Source organism: Embleya sp. NPDC059213 (genome assembly GCF_042754445.1).
Taxonomy (GTDB): domain Bacteria; phylum Actinomycetota; class Actinomycetes; order Streptomycetales; family Streptomycetaceae; genus Embleya.
Genome location: NZ_JBHZAV010000012.1, coordinates 22,810 through 39,381 on the forward strand (window position 1 = coordinate 22,810; position 16,572 = coordinate 39,381).

At 70.8% G+C, this 16,572-nt stretch carries 13 protein-coding genes and 1 pseudogene; 3 read left to right on the forward strand and 11 right to left on the reverse strand.

Going from position 1 to position 16,572, the window contains the following annotated elements:
- Positions 1–135: 135 nt before the first annotated feature.
- The 3 genes from ACFXMF_RS07170 to ACFXMF_RS07180 all read right to left on the reverse strand — a co-directional run bounded on the left by ACFXMF_RS07170 (position 136) and on the right by ACFXMF_RS07180 (position 3,128).
- Positions 136–1,773 (reverse strand): MFS transporter, encoded by a 1,638-nt coding sequence (locus ACFXMF_RS07170; RefSeq protein ID WP_379989079.1) that lies wholly within the window; start codon positions 1,771–1,773, stop codon positions 136–138.
- A 146-nt stretch (positions 1,774–1,919) separates the two neighbouring features.
- Entirely contained in the window at positions 1,920–2,315 is a 396-nt protein-coding gene (locus ACFXMF_RS07175) for a hypothetical protein (protein WP_360314956.1), read from the reverse strand.
- Between the two features lie 375 nt (positions 2,316–2,690).
- On the reverse strand, positions 2,691–3,128 hold the full coding sequence (locus ACFXMF_RS07180) for a hypothetical protein (protein WP_379989077.1): 438 nt from the start codon (positions 3,126–3,128) through the stop codon (positions 2,691–2,693).
- Between the two features lie 1,214 nt (positions 3,129–4,342).
- On the opposite strand from ACFXMF_RS07180, the gene ACFXMF_RS07185 reads away from it, so the two are divergent.
- Both ACFXMF_RS07185 and ACFXMF_RS07190 read left to right on the forward strand, forming a co-directional pair.
- On the forward strand, positions 4,343–4,534 hold the full coding sequence (locus ACFXMF_RS07185) for a hypothetical protein (protein ID WP_360314960.1): 192 nt from the start codon (positions 4,343–4,345) through the stop codon (positions 4,532–4,534).
- A gap of 300 nt (positions 4,535–4,834) precedes the next feature.
- Positions 4,835–5,542 carry a hypothetical protein gene (locus ACFXMF_RS07190; protein WP_379989075.1) on the forward strand — a complete coding sequence of 236 codons (708 nt, stop codon included), beginning with the start codon at positions 4,835–4,837 and terminating at the stop codon, positions 5,540–5,542.
- Between the two features lie 14 nt (positions 5,543–5,556).
- Here the strand turns inward: ACFXMF_RS07190 and ACFXMF_RS07195 are convergent.
- The 7 genes and pseudogenes from ACFXMF_RS07195 to ACFXMF_RS07225 all read right to left on the reverse strand — a co-directional run.
- Positions 5,557–5,911, reverse strand: a pseudogene (locus ACFXMF_RS07195) (IS5/IS1182 family transposase); the annotation flags it as partial.
- 187 nt (positions 5,912–6,098) lie between these two features.
- Positions 6,099–6,599 carry a hypothetical protein gene (locus ACFXMF_RS07200; protein WP_379989074.1) on the reverse strand — a complete coding sequence of 167 codons (501 nt, stop codon included), beginning with the start codon at positions 6,597–6,599 and terminating at the stop codon, positions 6,099–6,101.
- A 463-nt stretch (positions 6,600–7,062) separates the two neighbouring features.
- Positions 7,063–7,743, reverse strand: coding sequence for a DUF4328 domain-containing protein (locus ACFXMF_RS07205; protein ID WP_379989073.1), 681 nt, complete (start codon positions 7,741–7,743; stop codon positions 7,063–7,065).
- A 68-nt stretch (positions 7,744–7,811) separates the two neighbouring features.
- Positions 7,812–9,047 (reverse strand): transferase, encoded by a 1,236-nt coding sequence (locus tag ACFXMF_RS07210; RefSeq protein ID WP_380017664.1) that lies wholly within the window; start codon positions 9,045–9,047, stop codon positions 7,812–7,814.
- Positions 9,048–9,113: 66 nt separating this feature from the next.
- A complete protein-coding gene (locus ACFXMF_RS07215; protein ID WP_360314972.1) occupies positions 9,114–10,079 on the reverse strand; it encodes an alpha/beta hydrolase-fold protein in 966 nt (321 codons plus the stop codon).
- Between the two features lie 170 nt (positions 10,080–10,249).
- Positions 10,250–11,356, reverse strand: a complete 1,107-nt coding sequence (locus ACFXMF_RS07220; protein WP_379990168.1) for a serine hydrolase domain-containing protein — start codon at positions 11,354–11,356, stop codon at positions 10,250–10,252.
- A 260-nt stretch (positions 11,357–11,616) separates the two neighbouring features.
- A complete protein-coding gene (locus ACFXMF_RS07225) occupies positions 11,617–11,841 on the reverse strand; it encodes a hypothetical protein (RefSeq protein ID WP_360314976.1) in 225 nt (74 codons plus the stop codon).
- Between the two features lie 311 nt (positions 11,842–12,152).
- On the opposite strand from ACFXMF_RS07225, the gene ACFXMF_RS07230 reads away from it, so the two are divergent.
- Entirely contained in the window at positions 12,153–14,603 is a 2,451-nt protein-coding gene (locus tag ACFXMF_RS07230) for a helix-turn-helix domain-containing protein (RefSeq protein ID WP_379990166.1), read from the forward strand.
- A gap of 846 nt (positions 14,604–15,449) precedes the next feature.
- Here ACFXMF_RS07230 and ACFXMF_RS07235 read toward each other — a convergent pair.
- Positions 15,450–15,899 (reverse strand): hypothetical protein, encoded by a 450-nt coding sequence (locus tag ACFXMF_RS07235; protein WP_379990165.1) that lies wholly within the window; start codon positions 15,897–15,899, stop codon positions 15,450–15,452.
- Positions 15,900–16,572 lie beyond the last annotated feature (673 nt).

The window sequence follows — 16,572 nt, forward strand, 5'->3', positions numbered from 1 at the left end:
CCGATGCAAAGCCGCCGGCAGTGACAAGAGGCTTGTTTCCTCGGTGACGACAAGCTTGCTTTGTGAAGCACCGATCCCCAGCTCGGACTGCCCGACTGGGGACAACTTCGGTGCTTCTGCACGATCATGTGCCCGTCAGGACGGCTGTTCGGCCGCCGCGATCCGGTCGGCGTACGTGCGGTGTGCCTTGCGGACGGCCGCTGTGGATCCGTCCCCGAGGAGTGCGGCGCATTGCCGGAGTGCGGCCCGGTGGAGGGTGATCGGGGCGGTGACTCGTAGCGAATAGCCGTGTCCGCAGCGGATGTTCCATGCCGCGTTCAGCGCGTCGCGGATCGCGTCGTCCGAGGTGTTCCACAGGTGTTCGGCGAGCAGGCCGGGCATGTCGATGGTGGTCGGCGGGTCGACGGGCGGCGCCTGCTCGGGCCGGTCCTGGTCCTGGGGCGGGACGTCGTGGGGGAGTTCGCGCGCGCCGGCGCCATCCATGTCACCACGCACCGCACCATCCGTCCCGCCCTCGACAACGGCTTCGACCGCAGCGCGAATCGTGTCCTCCCGGATCACCCGCACGAACGGGAGGAACAGCAAGGCGCACACCGCCGCCGCGAGGGCGAAGACCACGCGCGGGCCGGAGGTCTGGGCCAGGACGCCGGCCAGGACGGCGCCCACCGGCATGCCGCCCCATCCGATCAGGCGGGCCGCGCTCGACACTCGGCCCAGCAGTTCGTCCGGGATCAGTCGGTGCCGCAGGGTCACCACCGTCACGTTCCACAGGCCGCTGCCGAACCCGCCCACGAACGTGGTGATGCCGATGATCCACACCCGGTCGGTGAGTGCCGGGGCGCCGAGCATGAGCACGCTTGTGATCACGTCGACGACCAGCGTGTCGCGTGCTCCCAGGGTTCGCTGCACCCAACCGGCGGCAAGCGAGCCGAGGACGCCGCCGAGCGCGAGCGTGGTCAGGAGCAGGCCGTATTCGGCGCCGCTCAGGCCCATCGGCCCGGGGGCGACCGCGTACAGCACGAGGACCGCGCTCCACGCGCTCCACGCTCCGGCCATCACGCAGACCATCACGGCCAGGTTCCGGAGCAGCGGGTGGCGGCGCAGGAACGTCAGCCCTTCGGTGAGCTCGGCGCGCCACGAGGCCCGATCGGGTGGGCTCGGCTGCGGCCGAGGGGTGGCCGGGCGGGGAATGGCCGGCCGTGGGGCGTATCGGCCCCGGACCAGCAGCAGTGCCCCCGCCGCGGCCAGGTACACACCCGCCGTTCCCAGCACGGCGGTCACCGTGCCGGCCGCGACCAGCAGGCCGCCGAGGGGCGGGCCCACGAACTCGTTGAGCGCCGAACGGGTGCTTTCCATACGGGAGTTGGCGGCGCCCAGGCGATCCTTCGGTACCACGGCGGGCAGCATCGCCGAACTGGCGAGGTCGCCCACGAGTTCGGCGGTCCCGAGCAGGAAGGCCATCGTGTAGATCATCGCGAGTGGGGCCACGTCGCCGGCCAGGGCGAGGGCCAGCAGGCCCAGGGCGGCGACCCGCAACAGGTGTGCGACGCGGACCAGTCGGCCGCGCTCGACCCGGTCGACGAGGACGCCGACGGCAAGCGTGCACAGCACGTAGGGCATGGTCTGTGCCCAGGTCACCCCGGCCACCAGCCCGGGTTCGGACGTCAGGGTGAGCGCGATCAGCGGGAGTGTGATCACGACCAGGCCGTCCGCCAGGTTGCTCAGGGCGTAGGCCGTCCACAGGCCGACGAACTCGCCTCGTCGCTCCCTCATCCCATTCGCTCCACATGCCATACGCCTCTCACACCACTCGCCCCTCGCACCGTCGCTCCCGCGTCTCGGCCGCATGCGACGACCGCCTCCGACGCTCCGGGGGCGGTCGTCGTCGTCCGGCTGTCGCCGGCATTTCGTGGGCGCTTTCAGCAGAGCAGCGCGCACGTGGCGCGGGTGAACGTCCCCGTGCCGTGGCCGCGCACGGTGTGTGCGAAGGCGGCCCTGGGGTTGGCCGGGGCCGGTACGCCGGCGTGTTCGGTGAGGCCGAGCGGGGCGAGGACGGCGCGCGTCTGCTCGCCGACGCAGTGGACTCCCCGGTTGGCCAGAATCGTGTCGGCGATCCGTCCGCCGAGCCCGTCGAGAGCTTCGCCGGTCCAGGTCGAGATCGTGTACTCGTCCGTTCCGGTCCGCTCGAACAAGCGGACGTCGGCGGCCCCTTCGCTCTCCACGAGGAGGGCGAAGATCCGGCGGCTCGACAGGTCCATGTCCAAGGTGTCCATCTTGGCCAGGATCGCTTCGGGATCGCCGTAGAGCTCGTGCACCTCGGGCGTCCACGCGTAGCGGTTACAGCGCGAGGGTGAGATCGCCCGTGCGGCTTCTTCGGTTTGCGCTGTCTCGTGCATCGATGTGGTCAAGTGACCCCCGATCGTCAGGCGACGAGCAGTGAGCCCGGCGCCGGTGGACAGAGCTCGCGCATGCCATGTTCGTGTGGGAGCGGGCCGACCGGAACTCCAAATCCGGTCAATCACCTACAGCCGGACGAACGAGGCGGTCGTGCGCGGTACGGCTCCTGCGGCGTTACGGCTCCTGCGGCGTTCGGGTCGCCCGGCGTCTGGACGTGTGGCGTTTCGAGGGTGCGGCGACCGCTCATCGGCGGACAGGGTTCGACCGGGTCGGTAACGATCTCCGCGACCGGCTCACGCCCCTGGCTCCGACCCTGCTCTTGTCCGTCCTCCGGCCGTCGGTCCGGCAACTGCCCTGCGCCGCAGTCCCTTTGCCGTCAGGGTCGGACGGACGGGCGGGCCGTCGGCGTCCAGCGCGTGCCGCGGGACCGGCACCGGGTAGGCCGGGAGCTGGTCCATGCGCGTCGGATCCGCGTTCGACAGGTGGTGGCGGCGGGCCGGGTCGCCCGTGTGGATCCACGTCTCGAACGCTCGGTCGGCGAACGCCCGGACGCGGGTCGGGCAGACGCCGGGCGCGGTCACTCGTTCGCCTCCGCGTGCGGCCTCGCCCGCCGCGTCCGGGGTGCCGTGGGCCCGGTCGCGCCGGATCGCCCGCACCCGGGCCATGGACAGGCCCTCCAGCCGGGTCGCCACCTCGACGGTGAGGGTGCCGTCCGGGTCGCCGAGGCCCACGAGCGGCGCGAGCTCCTTCTCCCCGAGCGTCTCGGATCCGGCGTCCCCGGCGTCCCTGCCCCGCCCGGCAACGCCGCCCGAGCGCCCAACGGGCCGCTCACCACGGCATCGGTCGCGATCAGGTGTGCCGGCAGGTCCGCGAGGTTCCAGCCGTGGCCGGCCGTGTCGCCGATCGTGGGTCGGGTGAAGCTTGCGGCGTCCGCGCACAGCGCGTCCACCGGGGGTCCGGCGCAAAGACCGCCGCGAAGCACTCCGCGTGGTCGGCCACGCGCGGCGCGGGAGCCCGTGCCGGCGGCGCCGCGTGCGGGGCTCGGGGCCGCAAGTCCGGCCCCGGGACGCGCTTTTCGGGCACCCGGGCTCCGAGCAGCGCGGCCACGTCGGCGTGCGCCGCCTCGGAGCCGTTGGTCGTCGCCGGGCCTCCGTGTCCGTTTCGGGTTCGTCGGCGAGCACTCTCGCCGGACGTCGAAGGCCGCTGCGCATCCGGGACTTCACCGTCCCTCCGGCGCTCCCGGTTGTGCCACGACCTGTCGGGTTCCGCTTCGGCCACGGTGGCGATCACGCCGAACGGCTCGTGCCGAGGGCATGCGGGCAGCCCAGCGAACCTTCATGCCGCGATCTGCGGGAGGCCGCGGCTTCTACCGGGTGTCGGTCGTCTCGGCGAACTCGACGCGTCCGGTGTCGTCGATCGCGAGCAGGCGTCCGGTCCGGTGCGGGGGTAGCGGGCCCGTGCCGGGAAGTCCGGTTCGACCAGGAGTCGTACTTCGGAGGAGAGCGCGGCTACGCGGTCGCCGGGCACAGCCATACGCGGGGTACCTGTCCCTTGCCGACTACGTCCCGGACTCGACGTGCGGGACCACGTTCCCATCGGTGGCCGGCTCGAAGTGGAAACGGACGGCCTCCTCGTCCCGGAAGCACGAACCCAACGCGTCACCGGCCCACCGTGCCGAAGGGCTCGTCGTGCCGGTGCCGGCCGGCGGTGCCGTCGTCGTGGATGTGCGGCATGAATGACGTACCGAATACGCGTCTCATCGGTGGTGGGTTGCCAGCCGAAGGTCCCACCGCGTTCACCCCGAAGCCCGGGTCGGTATTGCGCAGGGCGTGGCAGCCGGTTACGCGCCGCGCACGGGGCGGGCGACCCGCGCAAGAGGGACACTGGAGGAGTAGCGGCACCGTGCCCGGCGCCGCCGGGCACGGGTGGGCCGCAGGAGGTTTTCATGCCTGACACCGAGGTGCGCGGCGAGCACCGGCTTCACGACGACCACCACGGAATGCACTCGCCCCCGCGCGCGATGGTACGGGGAAGCGACATGCGCCCGTCCGACGAAGACGCCACATCGGAGCAGACCGCCCACGCCTACGAGACGTCGCAGGCCGAGGGTGACCGCGCCGAGGACGAAGACGACTGACCATTGGAATCGGCGGGCCCGGCCGAATCGGCAGCAGGCCGAAGCACGGCCTTCGGGAGAGCCTGCGCGGCCGGGAGACCGGTGTGCTTGGCCGGGCCTTGCGCGCGTGCGAAGTCGATCAACCACAGCAGGTCGATCAACCACAGCACACAGCAGGTCGATCAACCACAGCAGTCGATCACCACAGCCGGGTCCCGGAGACGACGCCCCCTCGGAAACGACTTGGAACCACCAACGGAATGACCTTCAAGCCTCGTTGGAGCCGCACGGTGGGTAGCGACTGCGTGCGAGGATGCTGCCGTGCTGGATGAGATCGACGCGGTGGACTGGGCTTCCATACCGGGCCCTCTCAACTGGTATGACCCGGATCGTGCCGTCCGTGGTCTACATGACCTGGCCGAGGCAACGAACCTGGTACAGGCGGCGGGGGCCGGCTCGTGCCTCGCCAACGGTGGGATTGTTCATGGTCACAGTGCCGCCGTGTTCCCAGCGGCCGTGGTTGCGGCTCCACTGCTTCTGGACATCGCCCAGCAGGGTCATCCGAGGGCAAGGGACACCGCGTTGGGGCTGCTTGACGAGGCCCTGTCGTGCTATCCGCATGCCGGGTACACGCGGGTAGTGGCTGCCGACGGCACCGCGGTCCCCATCTGCTGTGCCATCGCCCACCATCTGCGAGCCCGCACCGATTTCCTTGTCGGGCTGGGCAAGAGGGGCCGGTCGTTGCCGGCCGACGCGGGCACGCACTGGCGCTTCGAGATCCGCGAGTGCGTGGCCGACGGCGGTGACACGGCGGCCTTCGGCATCTTGGCCGGCTGTCTCCCCGGCGGCGTGCATGCGGCGGAAATGCATCTCGCCGGCGCCATTACCGTGCTGAGCGAACTCACCCTCGAATACCCGCCCGAGGAAGGCTCTCACGAAGCATGCCTGCGGGTGATCGCCCGGGATCCGGGCGAACTGCCGCCAGGTGCCCTGTTGTTTCCGGCGGAGTGCGGGGATCGCGTGCACTGACTCGCTCCAGTGCTTCAACGATCTTCTGGTGCAGGGACCGGCCCCTGCAGTGCCGTGGCAAGACGCCGCCGGCAGATCAGGGCGCATCCGAGGGTGCGGAAGGCTTCGTGGATGTCGTCGCGGATCTCCCAGCGGATCCGCAGGCGGCGGAACCAGTGCGGGTGGGCGAAGGCGCGCTCGACGACCCGGCGTTGGGTGCCTGGCCCGGAGCCATGCTCGGTGCCACGTCGTGCGATCACGCGCTTCACGCCGAGGTCCCGAACAAGGCGGCGGTACTTGTCGTGGTCGTTAGCCGCGGTCGGCGAGAACGAGGTCGGGGCGGCGCCGGGGGCGGCCGTGCTCGCCGCGTGCCGGCGGCGCCGCTTCGAGTCCTCCGCCGGTTCGTGGAGCGGCCTTCGCAGCGCGTTTTCCAGGAGAGTGTCCGTGCCCTCGGCCGGCTCCATGTGGCCGGTTGCTGCGACCGTTCGGATCACATCTCACCGGTACGCCTGTTCCCGCTGAGCGACCCGTGTCCCACCGCGTCTGCTCGGAGGGACGGGGCAACCTGCGCGCTCGCTCAGAGCACGGCGGCGAGGAAGCCCACGGCGTAGGCGGCGCCGAACATGAGGGGAACCCACTGTTCCACGCGGGTGAGCGGCAGGTACCGGCGCCATTCGCGGCCCTCACCCAGAGCGCCCCATTCCGCGTCTGAATACGCAAAGGCCGGCAGCCTGCGTTCCAGCGCCCCGATCACCGCGTATTTGACGCCGTTGAGCTGACGATAGGAGCGCATGATGACGAACCAGGTCAGGCACTGCGTCAGCAGAATCATCAGCCCTGCCGTCAGGACCCACACCGAGGAACCACGCCAAGTCTCCTTGCCCCCAGTGACGAGGCCGGCGACGACCGTGGTGTTGAGCGCCAGGAAGAAGGTGTTGGTGAGATTTCGTCGGGAGCTGACCCGGTCGGCCATCTCGACGCACAGTTTGTACTGCTCCAGGATCGCGCCCTGGTACTGGTCCTTCGCGGACGAGTAGTCCGCCGGGCTCACATGATCGTTCCAGAGCGCGTCGTCCATGCCGGCCATAGCTCGCCAATCGGGGTGAAGGTGATGAGGCGGTTCAGCGGGAAGTCCCGGCTCTGTCGGGCCCGCCATCGTTCCGTCCCGCCTCCCGGCGTGAGTGCTTCGGACGGGAGGGCGGGAATGCCGGCAGGTGGGCAGGGGCGACCACGTGCCGGGTGTCCGGCTCGGTGTTCGGACGTTCACGAGGTTCCGGAACGGGGCGACCGACAGCATTCGGCGCGTGCGCCGTCGGTCGGCCCGCTCCTGGTGTCCTGCAAGCCGTCGGATGGTGGGCAGGTGGCTCGGGCACCGGAAGTGGATCGGAGGATTACAGGGTCGACAGCTGCGGTTCGCCGGATCCGGCTCGCCAAACGTGGTGCAGCGCGGTAAGTCCTCGGGTCGCTTCCGTCGGTTCGCGCTCCTGGGAACGACAGGGCAGGGGTGGGGGGCTTCCGGGCCCCTGGGGATGGTTCTCCGCTCAAACCGTTCGGGTCTGCCATGCGGTGATCCGCCTGATGATGACGATGATCAGCACGCCGGCCACCAGGAAGAGCCCCGTGAGGAGGGTGCTCACGTTCGCGTTGACCAGCACGTCGTGCTCGGTGTTCATCTCCTCCTCCGAGGCCGTTCGCCATTGGATCGGCCTTACGAGGCCGGCGAGCAGGAACGACGCCCACCAGACGTTGACGAGGGCCAGGGGAACAGGCCGTCGGGGGGCGCTGGTCCGCCAAACGTCCGACACGATCTGGTGCGGGTACCACAGGTTGATCACCGGGGTGAACCAGGAAGCGATCACCCAAATGCGGGTCCGGCGATGCGCGTCGGCACCGCTCGTCGATTCGGCGTTGACCCGCGCCCGCCACAGCCAGGCAACGAATGCCACGCCGGCCGCCGCGCCCACCAGGAACATCAACGAGAATGACGACGCCGCCGTCGCCAGGGCACCGGAGTCGACGGCCTCGAGGTCCTCGTCCGTCGCCGTCCCGGCCAGGTAGTCGTGGACGACGAAGTATTCGCGCCAGTTGTGTGCCGAGACCAGTACCTCACGCGCGAGCACCAACAGGATCAGTATCGTCGCGACGTCGGCCGGACCGGCCGGCGACCTGCGCCGTTCCGCGCCCGTCCGGCCGGCGGGCGTGCCCTGTTGTGAAGTGTCCATGGATCCCCCAAGAGAGTCTGATCTTCGAAGTGGATTGGGGCTCACGGTTCGGCCCCGGCCGCAGGGAGCTACCAGACGCCGGCGAGTTGCAGCGCCCGGTACGGCAGGGCCAGGGCGGCAAGCACCAGGGTCCCTTTGCCCAGCGTGACCAACATGCCGCCGTCGGCCCGTGTGACGACGAATCGTTTGCGAACTCCCACGTACGCCAGTGCGGCCTTCATGACACGGGCCGCGCGACGTGCGGGCGAGAGCCCCGACAAGGACGCCAGGGCCCGGCCGGCACGGCCCACGAGACCGCGTCGCGGGGTCGTGGTGCCGGGAGCAGGCTCCACCGGGCATACGTGCGGCACCCACCCGGGGCCGAACGTGATGGCGGCGGAAATCCAGGGGCCGTCCGAGCACAGCTCCTCCAGCCGAGGCGGCACCGGCAGGCGCTCGTCCAGGAGTTCGGCCACGTCTGCCAACCGGTCCGACGTCAACAGGAGCAGTTTGCGGGCCGGTTGGGTGGCGAGGGCCTGGTCGAGCTCCCACCACAGCCCCTCGCCCACGCCCACACGCAACACGATGAGCCGGGACAGTTCCATCAGGCGCAGGATCGTCGGTTGCCAGTCGTCGAGAGGTAGGTAGAACCGCGCCGCCCCCAGCTGCGGCAGCGGTTCCCCGGGCCTGCCCACCGCGATCACGGGGCCGAAGGCACCCAACACACTCGCGAGTTGTTCCTCTCGCGAATGAATATTGAGGGGCGCCATGTCGTCGACCTGTGCCGAAGCGTGGTCGGCGGCGAAGCTGCGCAGGTAGAGCACGGGTGCGCGGCCGTCGGCCAGCAGGGCGCGGGCCGCGTCGCGCGCCGAGCGCGGGCGGGAGTAGCGCAGTATCAGGAAGCCGGCCCCGAGCGCGGCCAACCCGGTTGGCAGTAGGAGCACTTGGGTCATCACAGGCATCGTGTAGCCCTGTCGCTGGGCCGTGTTCGCGACGAAGCAACCCGCCGCGAACAGGGCGTACCCGGCTCCGCCGGCCGCCAGGAACGTCGGTCGCCGCCACCGTGGCTGTCGTGGGGCGAACCGGTCGACCAACTCGACGAGTTCCGCGGTGCTCGTCGGGCGACGACGCTGCAGCCGCAGCGCCGGCACGACGAACACCCCGGCGGCCACCGCCCACCACAGCGCGACCGAGCCGGACGAGCCGAGGTCCCGGTGGGCTCGCAGGTCCATTCCTGCGGTGATCGTCAAGTGCAGCGCGATGTAGGCGGTGACAACCGCGGTCGCCGTCGTCAGCCGAGCGGGCACCGATTGGCCGGAGGTCATGTGGTCCTCGTTTGGGGGCGGGTCGCGTGACGGGCGGGTGGTGCCCGGCCGGCACGCGACCGGGGGTCAATTCGTGGCGGTGAACAAGATTTCGAGGCGGGTGATGTAGTCGGCGAGTGCTGGGGCCCAGCAGCCGTAGTTGTGGCCGCCGTTGCAGGTGGGTGCCAGCGTCGATCCGTTGCCGTAGTCGACGAGGCGGCTGGGGATTCCGAGTCGGTCCAGGCGGGCCTTGACGGTGCCGGCGGCGATCGCGGTGAAGTGATCGATGGGCAGCTGGTTGCCGCTGTAGAGCGTGATCTCGGCTCCGGCGAGCTTGGCCAGGTTGGTCGGGGCGGCCGGGTCGACCGCCTTCCAGATGCGATCCGCGTTGAAGATCGGATAGGGGGAACCGAAGACCGCGTCGCTGTCCACGGTGGGCCCGTACCTGGTGCACTTGCCGGTGCCCGCCGGGCTGGAGGTACTCACGGCGCACCACGCCCCGGTGAGGTTGAGTTCCGTGGCCACGACTGCTCCGCGGATCTCCGTCATGCCGAAGTCGACGCCGCCGGACAGGGAAGCGACATGGCCGAAGAGGTCTGGACGGGTCTGGGCGTAGTGCAGTGCGCCGGAACCACCCATCGACAGGCCGACGACCGCTCGGTGGGCCCGGTCGGCGATGGTGCGCAGATTGGCGTCGATGAAGGGGACGAGCTGTGTGAGGTGGAACGTCTCCCAGTTCGCCGCGCCCACGACGGTGTGCTGCATGACCCAGTCGGCGTACCAGCCCTTGAGGCCGCCGTCCGGCACCACCGTGATCATCGAATCCGAGTGCAGCGCGGGAGCGGCTGCGGCGTCGTTCACGGTGCCGCCCCCGCCGTGCAGGAAGTACGCCACGGGCCATCGTTTGCCGGGGTCGGCCGCGTAGCCGCCGGGGAGGAGGATACGGATCTTGTGCGGGCCGGACACCTGTGGGGTGGTCACGGTGATCGTGAAGTCGGTGCCGGTGTGCACTTCGGGGGCGCCGACCCGGGTCAGGCCGAAGCTGTCGGACAAGGTCGGAGGGACGGGCTCCGCGGCAGGCGCGGGCGGCATCGTGAGCAAGGCGAGCGCCGTGGCCGCAGCAACGACGGTTGCCCTTTTCGCGTGCCTTCGCCAGGTCGGCAGTACTTCCATCGGGTGTCCTTTCGGAGAACGGGTGGGCCGGGGGCAGGGTGATGCGCGCCCTAGAGCGCGCAGAAGGCGTCCGATGCGGCCTTGGCGGTGTCGAGTTGGCCCCGAGTGTTGCCGGCCATGTGGTGCTCGTTGTTCGCTTGCGTCACCTGCTTGCTGCCGTCGTCGCTGGTCAGCCAGTTGCTGAAGTAGCCGAGTACCGCGCCGTTGTGTCCCCAGGCCCACTGTCCGCAGGGCAGTTGCAGGTGCTGAATGCCCAGCCCGTAGGTGACGGTGCCGGAGCTGTTCACGGGCACGGTGGTCTTGAGTTCGGCCAGTTGCGCGGGCGCCAGGAGTCGTCCGGCCAGCAGTGCCCGGGTGAATGTGGCCAGGTCGTCCAGGGTCGACACCATGGCACCGGCACCGGCGTAGACCTGCACGTTGGAGACCGTGACGTCGAAGGTGAGGAAACCGACCAGCGGGTGGAGGTATCCGTGAAGGTGGTTGCCGTACAGCGCGGGGTCGGCGGTGGGGAAGTCGGTGTCGTGCAGGCCGAGCGGTTCGATGATGCGCTGCCGGATCTGGGTGGCCGCGTCGGTGCCGGTGACGGCCTTGATCACCATGCCCGCCAGCACGTAGTTGGTGTTGGCGTAGGCGAACTTCTCGCCCGGTGCGGAGTTCGGCGCGCGCCGCGACAGTGCGATGTCCACCAGCGTCTGGGGTGCCCAGGTCTGCCGCGGGTCGAGGTTGACGACGTAGGGGCCGGAGACGTGCAGAGTGTCCGCGTATTCGGGCAGGCCCGAGGTGTGGTTGAGCAGTTGACGGATGGTGATCCTCGCCCCGTCGTAGCCGTTGGCGTCGACCGCTCCCGGCAGCCACCGGGCGACGTTGTCGTCGAGGGACAGTCGCTGCTCGCCCTCGAGTTGCAGCAGTACGGCGGAAGTGAAGGCCTTGGTGTTGCTGCCGATCCGGAATCGCGCCTTCGGGTCGGCGGGCGTGTTGGTGGAACGATCGCCGACACCGGCCTGCACGTACCGGGCGGTGTCGTCGTGGCGAACCATGCCGATCGCGCCGGGGTATCCGTTGGTGACGCCCTGTCGGGCGCCGGCCTGCAGGATGTCACCCGGGGTCTGGACGGTGGCGTCGGCCGGGCCGGCACCGACGAGGACGAGGCAGGCCACGAAGGCGACCGGCAACGACCATCGCCGACGCCTGGACGCCGGCGTGGGCCGTCCGGTCGCGCCGCGGACACTCGGGCACGCCGTATCTGTCGGGATGTGGACCGAGGGAACGTCGAGAATGTTCAATCTGTTTCACTCCGATGTCGTCTGGGCAGTCGAAAGTTCGGTCCTTCGACCGCCTGTGGATCGCCGGGCGGGCAGGATCGTGGCCGCGAACGAACGGGCCGGCCCGCCGGCCGGGCGCGAACGAAGGGGTCCCGCTAGCGGTTGAACACGGCCACGAGGAACAGCAGCAGGACGACGAGTCCCACCACCTGAGCGCATCCCATGCCGTTCGGGTTTTTCCCGTTGGCCTCCACCTGGCCACCGGGGACAATTCCGGGGTGCCTGTGGGCGTAGTGCTCGATCTGCTGCTGCGCGCCCTGGGACTCGGTGAGCCAGGACGTCTTGAAACCGCACTCGCCGCACCAGTAGCGGTACGCCATCTCGGCTCCTCGTCTGTCATCGGAACAAGCGTGCGAGCGGGGGTGTTCGGCCTCGACGCACTGCCGCGCGGGAGTGTCGGCAGGGCTCTGCGAGGTACCCCCGGTCGGTCGGGCGGCCCGGACGACCTCGTTGTCGATCGGCCGTGGCGCCCGCCGTTCGCGGCCCCACGGGCTGTGTCGGCGTGACCACCGGGCACTTCCGATCGTGGCGTTCGCGCTGCTCAGGGGACAGGTCATCGCACCGGCCACATATGGCCGGTCGTCACGGTAGGCTCGCCGGCGACCGCGCTCGGTGGTGGAGGAGTGTCGAAGTGACGGACGAACTCGGCACGCTGCTGCGCCGATTACGAACACAGGCGGGGATGACGCAGGAACAGGCCGCGGAGCGGTCCGGGGTGAGTGTGCGCACCATCCGCAGGCTGGAGACCGGCAGGTCCAGGGATCATCGGCTGGGGACGCTGGACCTGTTGGCGGATGCGCTGGAGGTCGGCCCCGAGGACCGTCGACTGCTCGCGGCCACGCTGGCGCGGATGCAGACCGAGCCGGCTCCCGCGTCACCGGGGCCGGTCACCGTGCCACCCGAGCGGGTCGCCGGTGGGCTCGAGCCGGTCGGTGGGCCGCCCGCGCCATCCGTCGTACCGCTTTTCGTGCCGGCCCGCGCGGCGCCGCCGATCGACGGTGTACTCGGCGCGGCCGCCGAAGAGTTGGCGCAGGAGGTCAGGCGTCGTTGGCAACGCGAGGAGGAGCACCGGCGGGTGCACGATCCGTTTCCGCTGCCGGTGCGCTGGCAGGAGGCACCCGAGCTCCTGACCGACCATGCGGAGAACATTCAGCGCCTTGCCCCGGGGGTGACGTCGCACGCCACGGACCTGAGCGGTGATGTGCGGAGCGTGGCCGAGGTCTACCGGCGCATCTCCTCCGGACGACTGGTGGTGCTGGGCCGGGCCGGCTCGGGCAAGTCGATTCTGACGATCAGGTTCGTGCTGGACTACCTGAAAACCGCGGCCCCGCTCGATCGGGTACCGGTGATCTTCAGCCTCGGGTCCTGGGACCCGACGGCCGTCGCCTTGCGGGACTGGCTGATCGATCGGCTGGTGCGCGACCATCCGCACCTGACCCGCAGGGCCCCCGGCGGATCGACGCTCGCCGCCGCACTGGTCGACGCCGACCTCGTACTGCCGGTCCTGGACGGGTTCGACGAGATCGCCGAAGGCCTGCGGTGCGCCGCGCTCGAGACGCTCAACGACACCTCGCTCCCGCTCGTCCTGACCAGTCGGGCCAGCGAGTTCACCGAGGCGGTCCAAGCGGTACGCGCGCCGCTGGTCTGGGCCGCCGGCATCGAACTCGCCGACCTCACCCGCGAGGACCTCCTGGCCTACCTGCCCAGGACCGCTCGGCCGATCGCCCGCGGCAACGGCCGAGGCCGGACCGAGGCGGTGTGGGATTTCGTCCTGGCGCAGCTGCACGTTCGGGAGAAGACCGAGGCGAGCGTGCGCCTTGCCGAGGTCCTGAGCACTCCGTTGATGGTCACCCTGGCGCGAACGATGTACAGCGAATCACCCGACCGCGATCCGGCGGAACTCCTGGACACCGAGCGGTTCCCCTCGGGGCACTCCCTTGAGGACCACCTGCTGGCGGGCTTCGTGCCGACCGTCTACCGGCGGCGCGTCCCCGAGCGAGCCGTCGCCGATCGCCCGCGCCGGCAACGGAACTGGGGCCCGAAGCACGCCGAACGCTGGCTCGGCTACCTCGCCCACCACATGGACCGCCTCGACCGCCAGGACCTTGCATGGTGGCAGATCGGGGAATCGCTGCGGCGCTCGACCCGCGTCATGATCGTCGTGGTCTTTTGCACGCTGTGCGCCGCCGTGGCCGAATGCGTTGCCGATCTCCTCGTCCACGACAGGACATTCGGCCGGATCCTCCTCAAGGCGACCCTGACCGGGTCGACCGCCGGCATCGCCGGCGGAACGCTGTACACGACCATGATCGTATTCGACGGCGGGGTCTTCGAGCCGGCCCGGGTACGGCCACGCCTGCCCGGCACCGGCGACGACCTCGGCCGAAGACCGCTCCGCACGTTCAGCGCACGCTTCGCCCTCGTCCTGCTGGGCGGATGCGTCCTGGGCTCCGGGACCGCCTGGGTCCTCGCCCTGGAGACCACGCTCTACCGAGGCCGGCAACTCACGGACGGCGCGGTCCTCGAGAGCACACTCAGCAACATGCTCGTCTTCGGCCTGATCTTCGGAACCGGCGGCGGGCTCGTCTTCGGGCTCATGGCCGTGCTCGAAGCACCCCTGGACATCACCTCCGCGGCAACCCCGGTAACCCTGCTGGCCTCGAACCGCGCGACGGTGAGCCGGCAGGTCCTCGTCCTCGCACCCATGCTCACCCTCGTGATCGCCCTGGGCGGGCGCGTGATCACCCGCCTGCTCCAGCCGTTACTCGGACCGTTGGGGTGGGGACTGTCGGACGCGCTGTTCATCGCAGGCGTCGGCGGCCTCGCCGGCTCGATCCTGTACGCGTTCCTGTTCACCGCCTGGGGCCAGTGGGTGATCCTGACCCGCGTCTGGCTGCCCCTGACCGGCAAACTGCCCTGGGACACCACCGCCTTCCTCGACGACGCCTACCGGCGAGGCGTACTCCGCCAGGCCGGAGCCGTCTACCAGTTCCGCCACATCCGACTCCAAAACCACCTCGGCCACTCCTTCCGCGGCCGCCAAACCGAGTACGCACCGGCCAGATTCGGACAGAAGGCATAGCCCGACGCCCGCCTTCGACCACAGACGGGCGATGAGCCCGACGGTGTTCTCGTCGACCGACATCGCGGCGACGATCTTCGTGGTCCGGGCGGGGCGCTCCACCCGGTCGCGCGTCGTGGAAAGCGCGCAAAGCGCTGCCATACCCCGGACGCCGGCCCGATACCCGAGCCCGGTTCCGCCCACTCGACCGTGCGATCGGTGCGGCCGGGAAGCGCGCGTCAGGACATCAGGGCACGTGCGCTGCCGGTCGTCGACGAGGCTGCGATGGCGACCGCTGCGGCGGCACGGCGCGAGCTCCGCCCGGATGCGAGGCAGCACCGGCGCGGCGGCCGATCCCATCCGGTTCGAGCAGGCCGGGACACGGACCGAGGTCGCGTCTTCCTTCTCCCGGACGGCCGACAGCGCCTCCACGACGAGGGCGCCCTCGGCCTCCCCTCCGACCCCTCACAGCGCCGCCGCGGCGTGGACCCGGGGCCTTCGTGGCCGTCGTGCGGCGTGACTCGCATACCCAGCGGCACGGCCCCGCGCGGGTGCGCCCGAACCGGCCCAGGACATCGATCCCTCGTAGTGCCGATCACCGTCGATCAGCCTCTCCAACCGGCGCACGACATCGGCGGGACACGTTCGGGCGCCCCACAGAGCGGCGGTCGCGGCGGCATGCACGTTCACGTCCGGCGCGTCGGCAGGACAGGTCGCCAGGTGTACGGGGTGGGGGCGGTCGTCGGCGTGGGCGCGCAGGAGGTTGCCGCGGGCTTCGCCGGGCAGCGCGTTCGGGGCGACGTGGGAGGGGTCGCCGTCGGGGACCGGGCCGGCCGGCAAGCCCAAGGTCGCCGTGGGCGCGGACGCCTACCAGGGCGCGGAGACGCTGCCGTCGGGCTCCCATCCATACCGCAGGATCTCGCTCTCGGGCTGCCGGTCCGAGGCCACGACACGAGCCAGATGCCCCAGCGCGGCGATGTCGCCGGCGTCGACGGCCTGCCGGGCCAGGTCTTCCGCGCCCTGCCGATCCCCGACCCGCTCCCGCATCCGCACGAGGTCCCGCAACACGGCGGCGTCGGCGGCGCGTCGGAGCAGGTGCTCCGCGCCTTCCCGGTCCCCGGCGTCCTCCCACCTCAGTGCGAGGTCCCGCAGCACGGCGGTGTCGGCGGCCCGCCGGGCCAGGTCTTCCGCGCCCTGCCGATCCCCGACCCGCTCCCGCATCCGCACGAGGTCCCGGAGCACAGCGGTGTCGCCGGCGTCGGCGGCCCGCCGATACAGGCGTTCCGCGCCCTCGCGATCCCCGGCCTCCTCCCGCACCCGCGCGAGGCCCCCAGCGCGACGGTGTCGCCTGCGTCGAGGGCCTGCCGATACAGGCGTTCCGCGCCCTGCCGATCCCCGGCCCGCTCCCGCATCCACGCGAGGTCCCGCAGCGCGAAGGTGTCGCGAACGCGTCGGGCGAGCAGTACGGCGTGACGGTCGCGTCCGCGACTGGTCGCCCCGTCGACGAGGTGGACGAGTTCGTCCGGTGTGGCGATGTCGGCGGCGATCTCCCAGAAGGAGGCGGGCGGGCACACCCGGCGGCGTTCCGCACGGCCGTGCTGTTCGAGGTGGTCGGCGAGCCGATACACCGGCCCTCTCGCCGCCGGGTCGCCCGTGGGGCGTCGTCGGGGGCGGCCGGTGCGGCGCAGGGGTGCGTGGGTGCCGTGGCCCGGGCGGGAGAGTTCGTCGAGTGCCGTCTGGGCCCAGTCGTCGAGGGTGTCCCAGGCGTCGGGCGTCCATCGCCGCGCGCAGCAGCGCCTTCTCGGGTTCGGTGCCCTCGTGGTAGCGGCGCAACAGTTCCGGGGCGCCGGCCAGGTGCTGGGTGATCCGGCCGCTGTCGCCGGCTCGGGTGAGGGTGTCGGCCAGGTGCCGGTCGCCGCCTGCGGCCAGGGCGGCGGCCGTGCGCAGGGCGTCGGTGTCGAAGGTGTCGGGAACGGCGAGGGTCCGCCCG

What these genes read in the sequence shown, in the direction of transcription:
- ACFXMF_RS07225 (WP_360314976.1), bottom strand. Translation starts at nt 11,841, where the DNA reads ATGGCGTACCGCTACTGGTGCGGCGAGTGCGGTTTCAAGACGTCCTGG.
- ACFXMF_RS07170 (WP_379989079.1), bottom strand. Translation starts at nt 1,773, where the DNA reads ATGAGGGAGCGACGAGGCGAGTTCGTCGGCCTGTGGACGGCCTACGCC.
- ACFXMF_RS07205 (WP_379989073.1), bottom strand. Translation starts at nt 7,743, where the DNA reads ATGGACACTTCACAACAGGGCACGCCCGCCGGCCGGACGGGCGCGGAA.
- ACFXMF_RS07185 (WP_360314960.1), top strand. Translation starts at nt 4,343, where the DNA reads ATGCCTGACACCGAGGTGCGCGGCGAGCACCGGCTTCACGACGACCAC.
- ACFXMF_RS07210 (WP_380017664.1), bottom strand. Translation starts at nt 9,047, where the DNA reads ATGACCTCCGGCCAATCGGTGCCCGCTCGGCTGACGACGGCGACCGCG.
- ACFXMF_RS07200 (WP_379989074.1), bottom strand. Translation starts at nt 6,599, where the DNA reads ATGGACGACGCGCTCTGGAACGATCATGTGAGCCCGGCGGACTACTCG.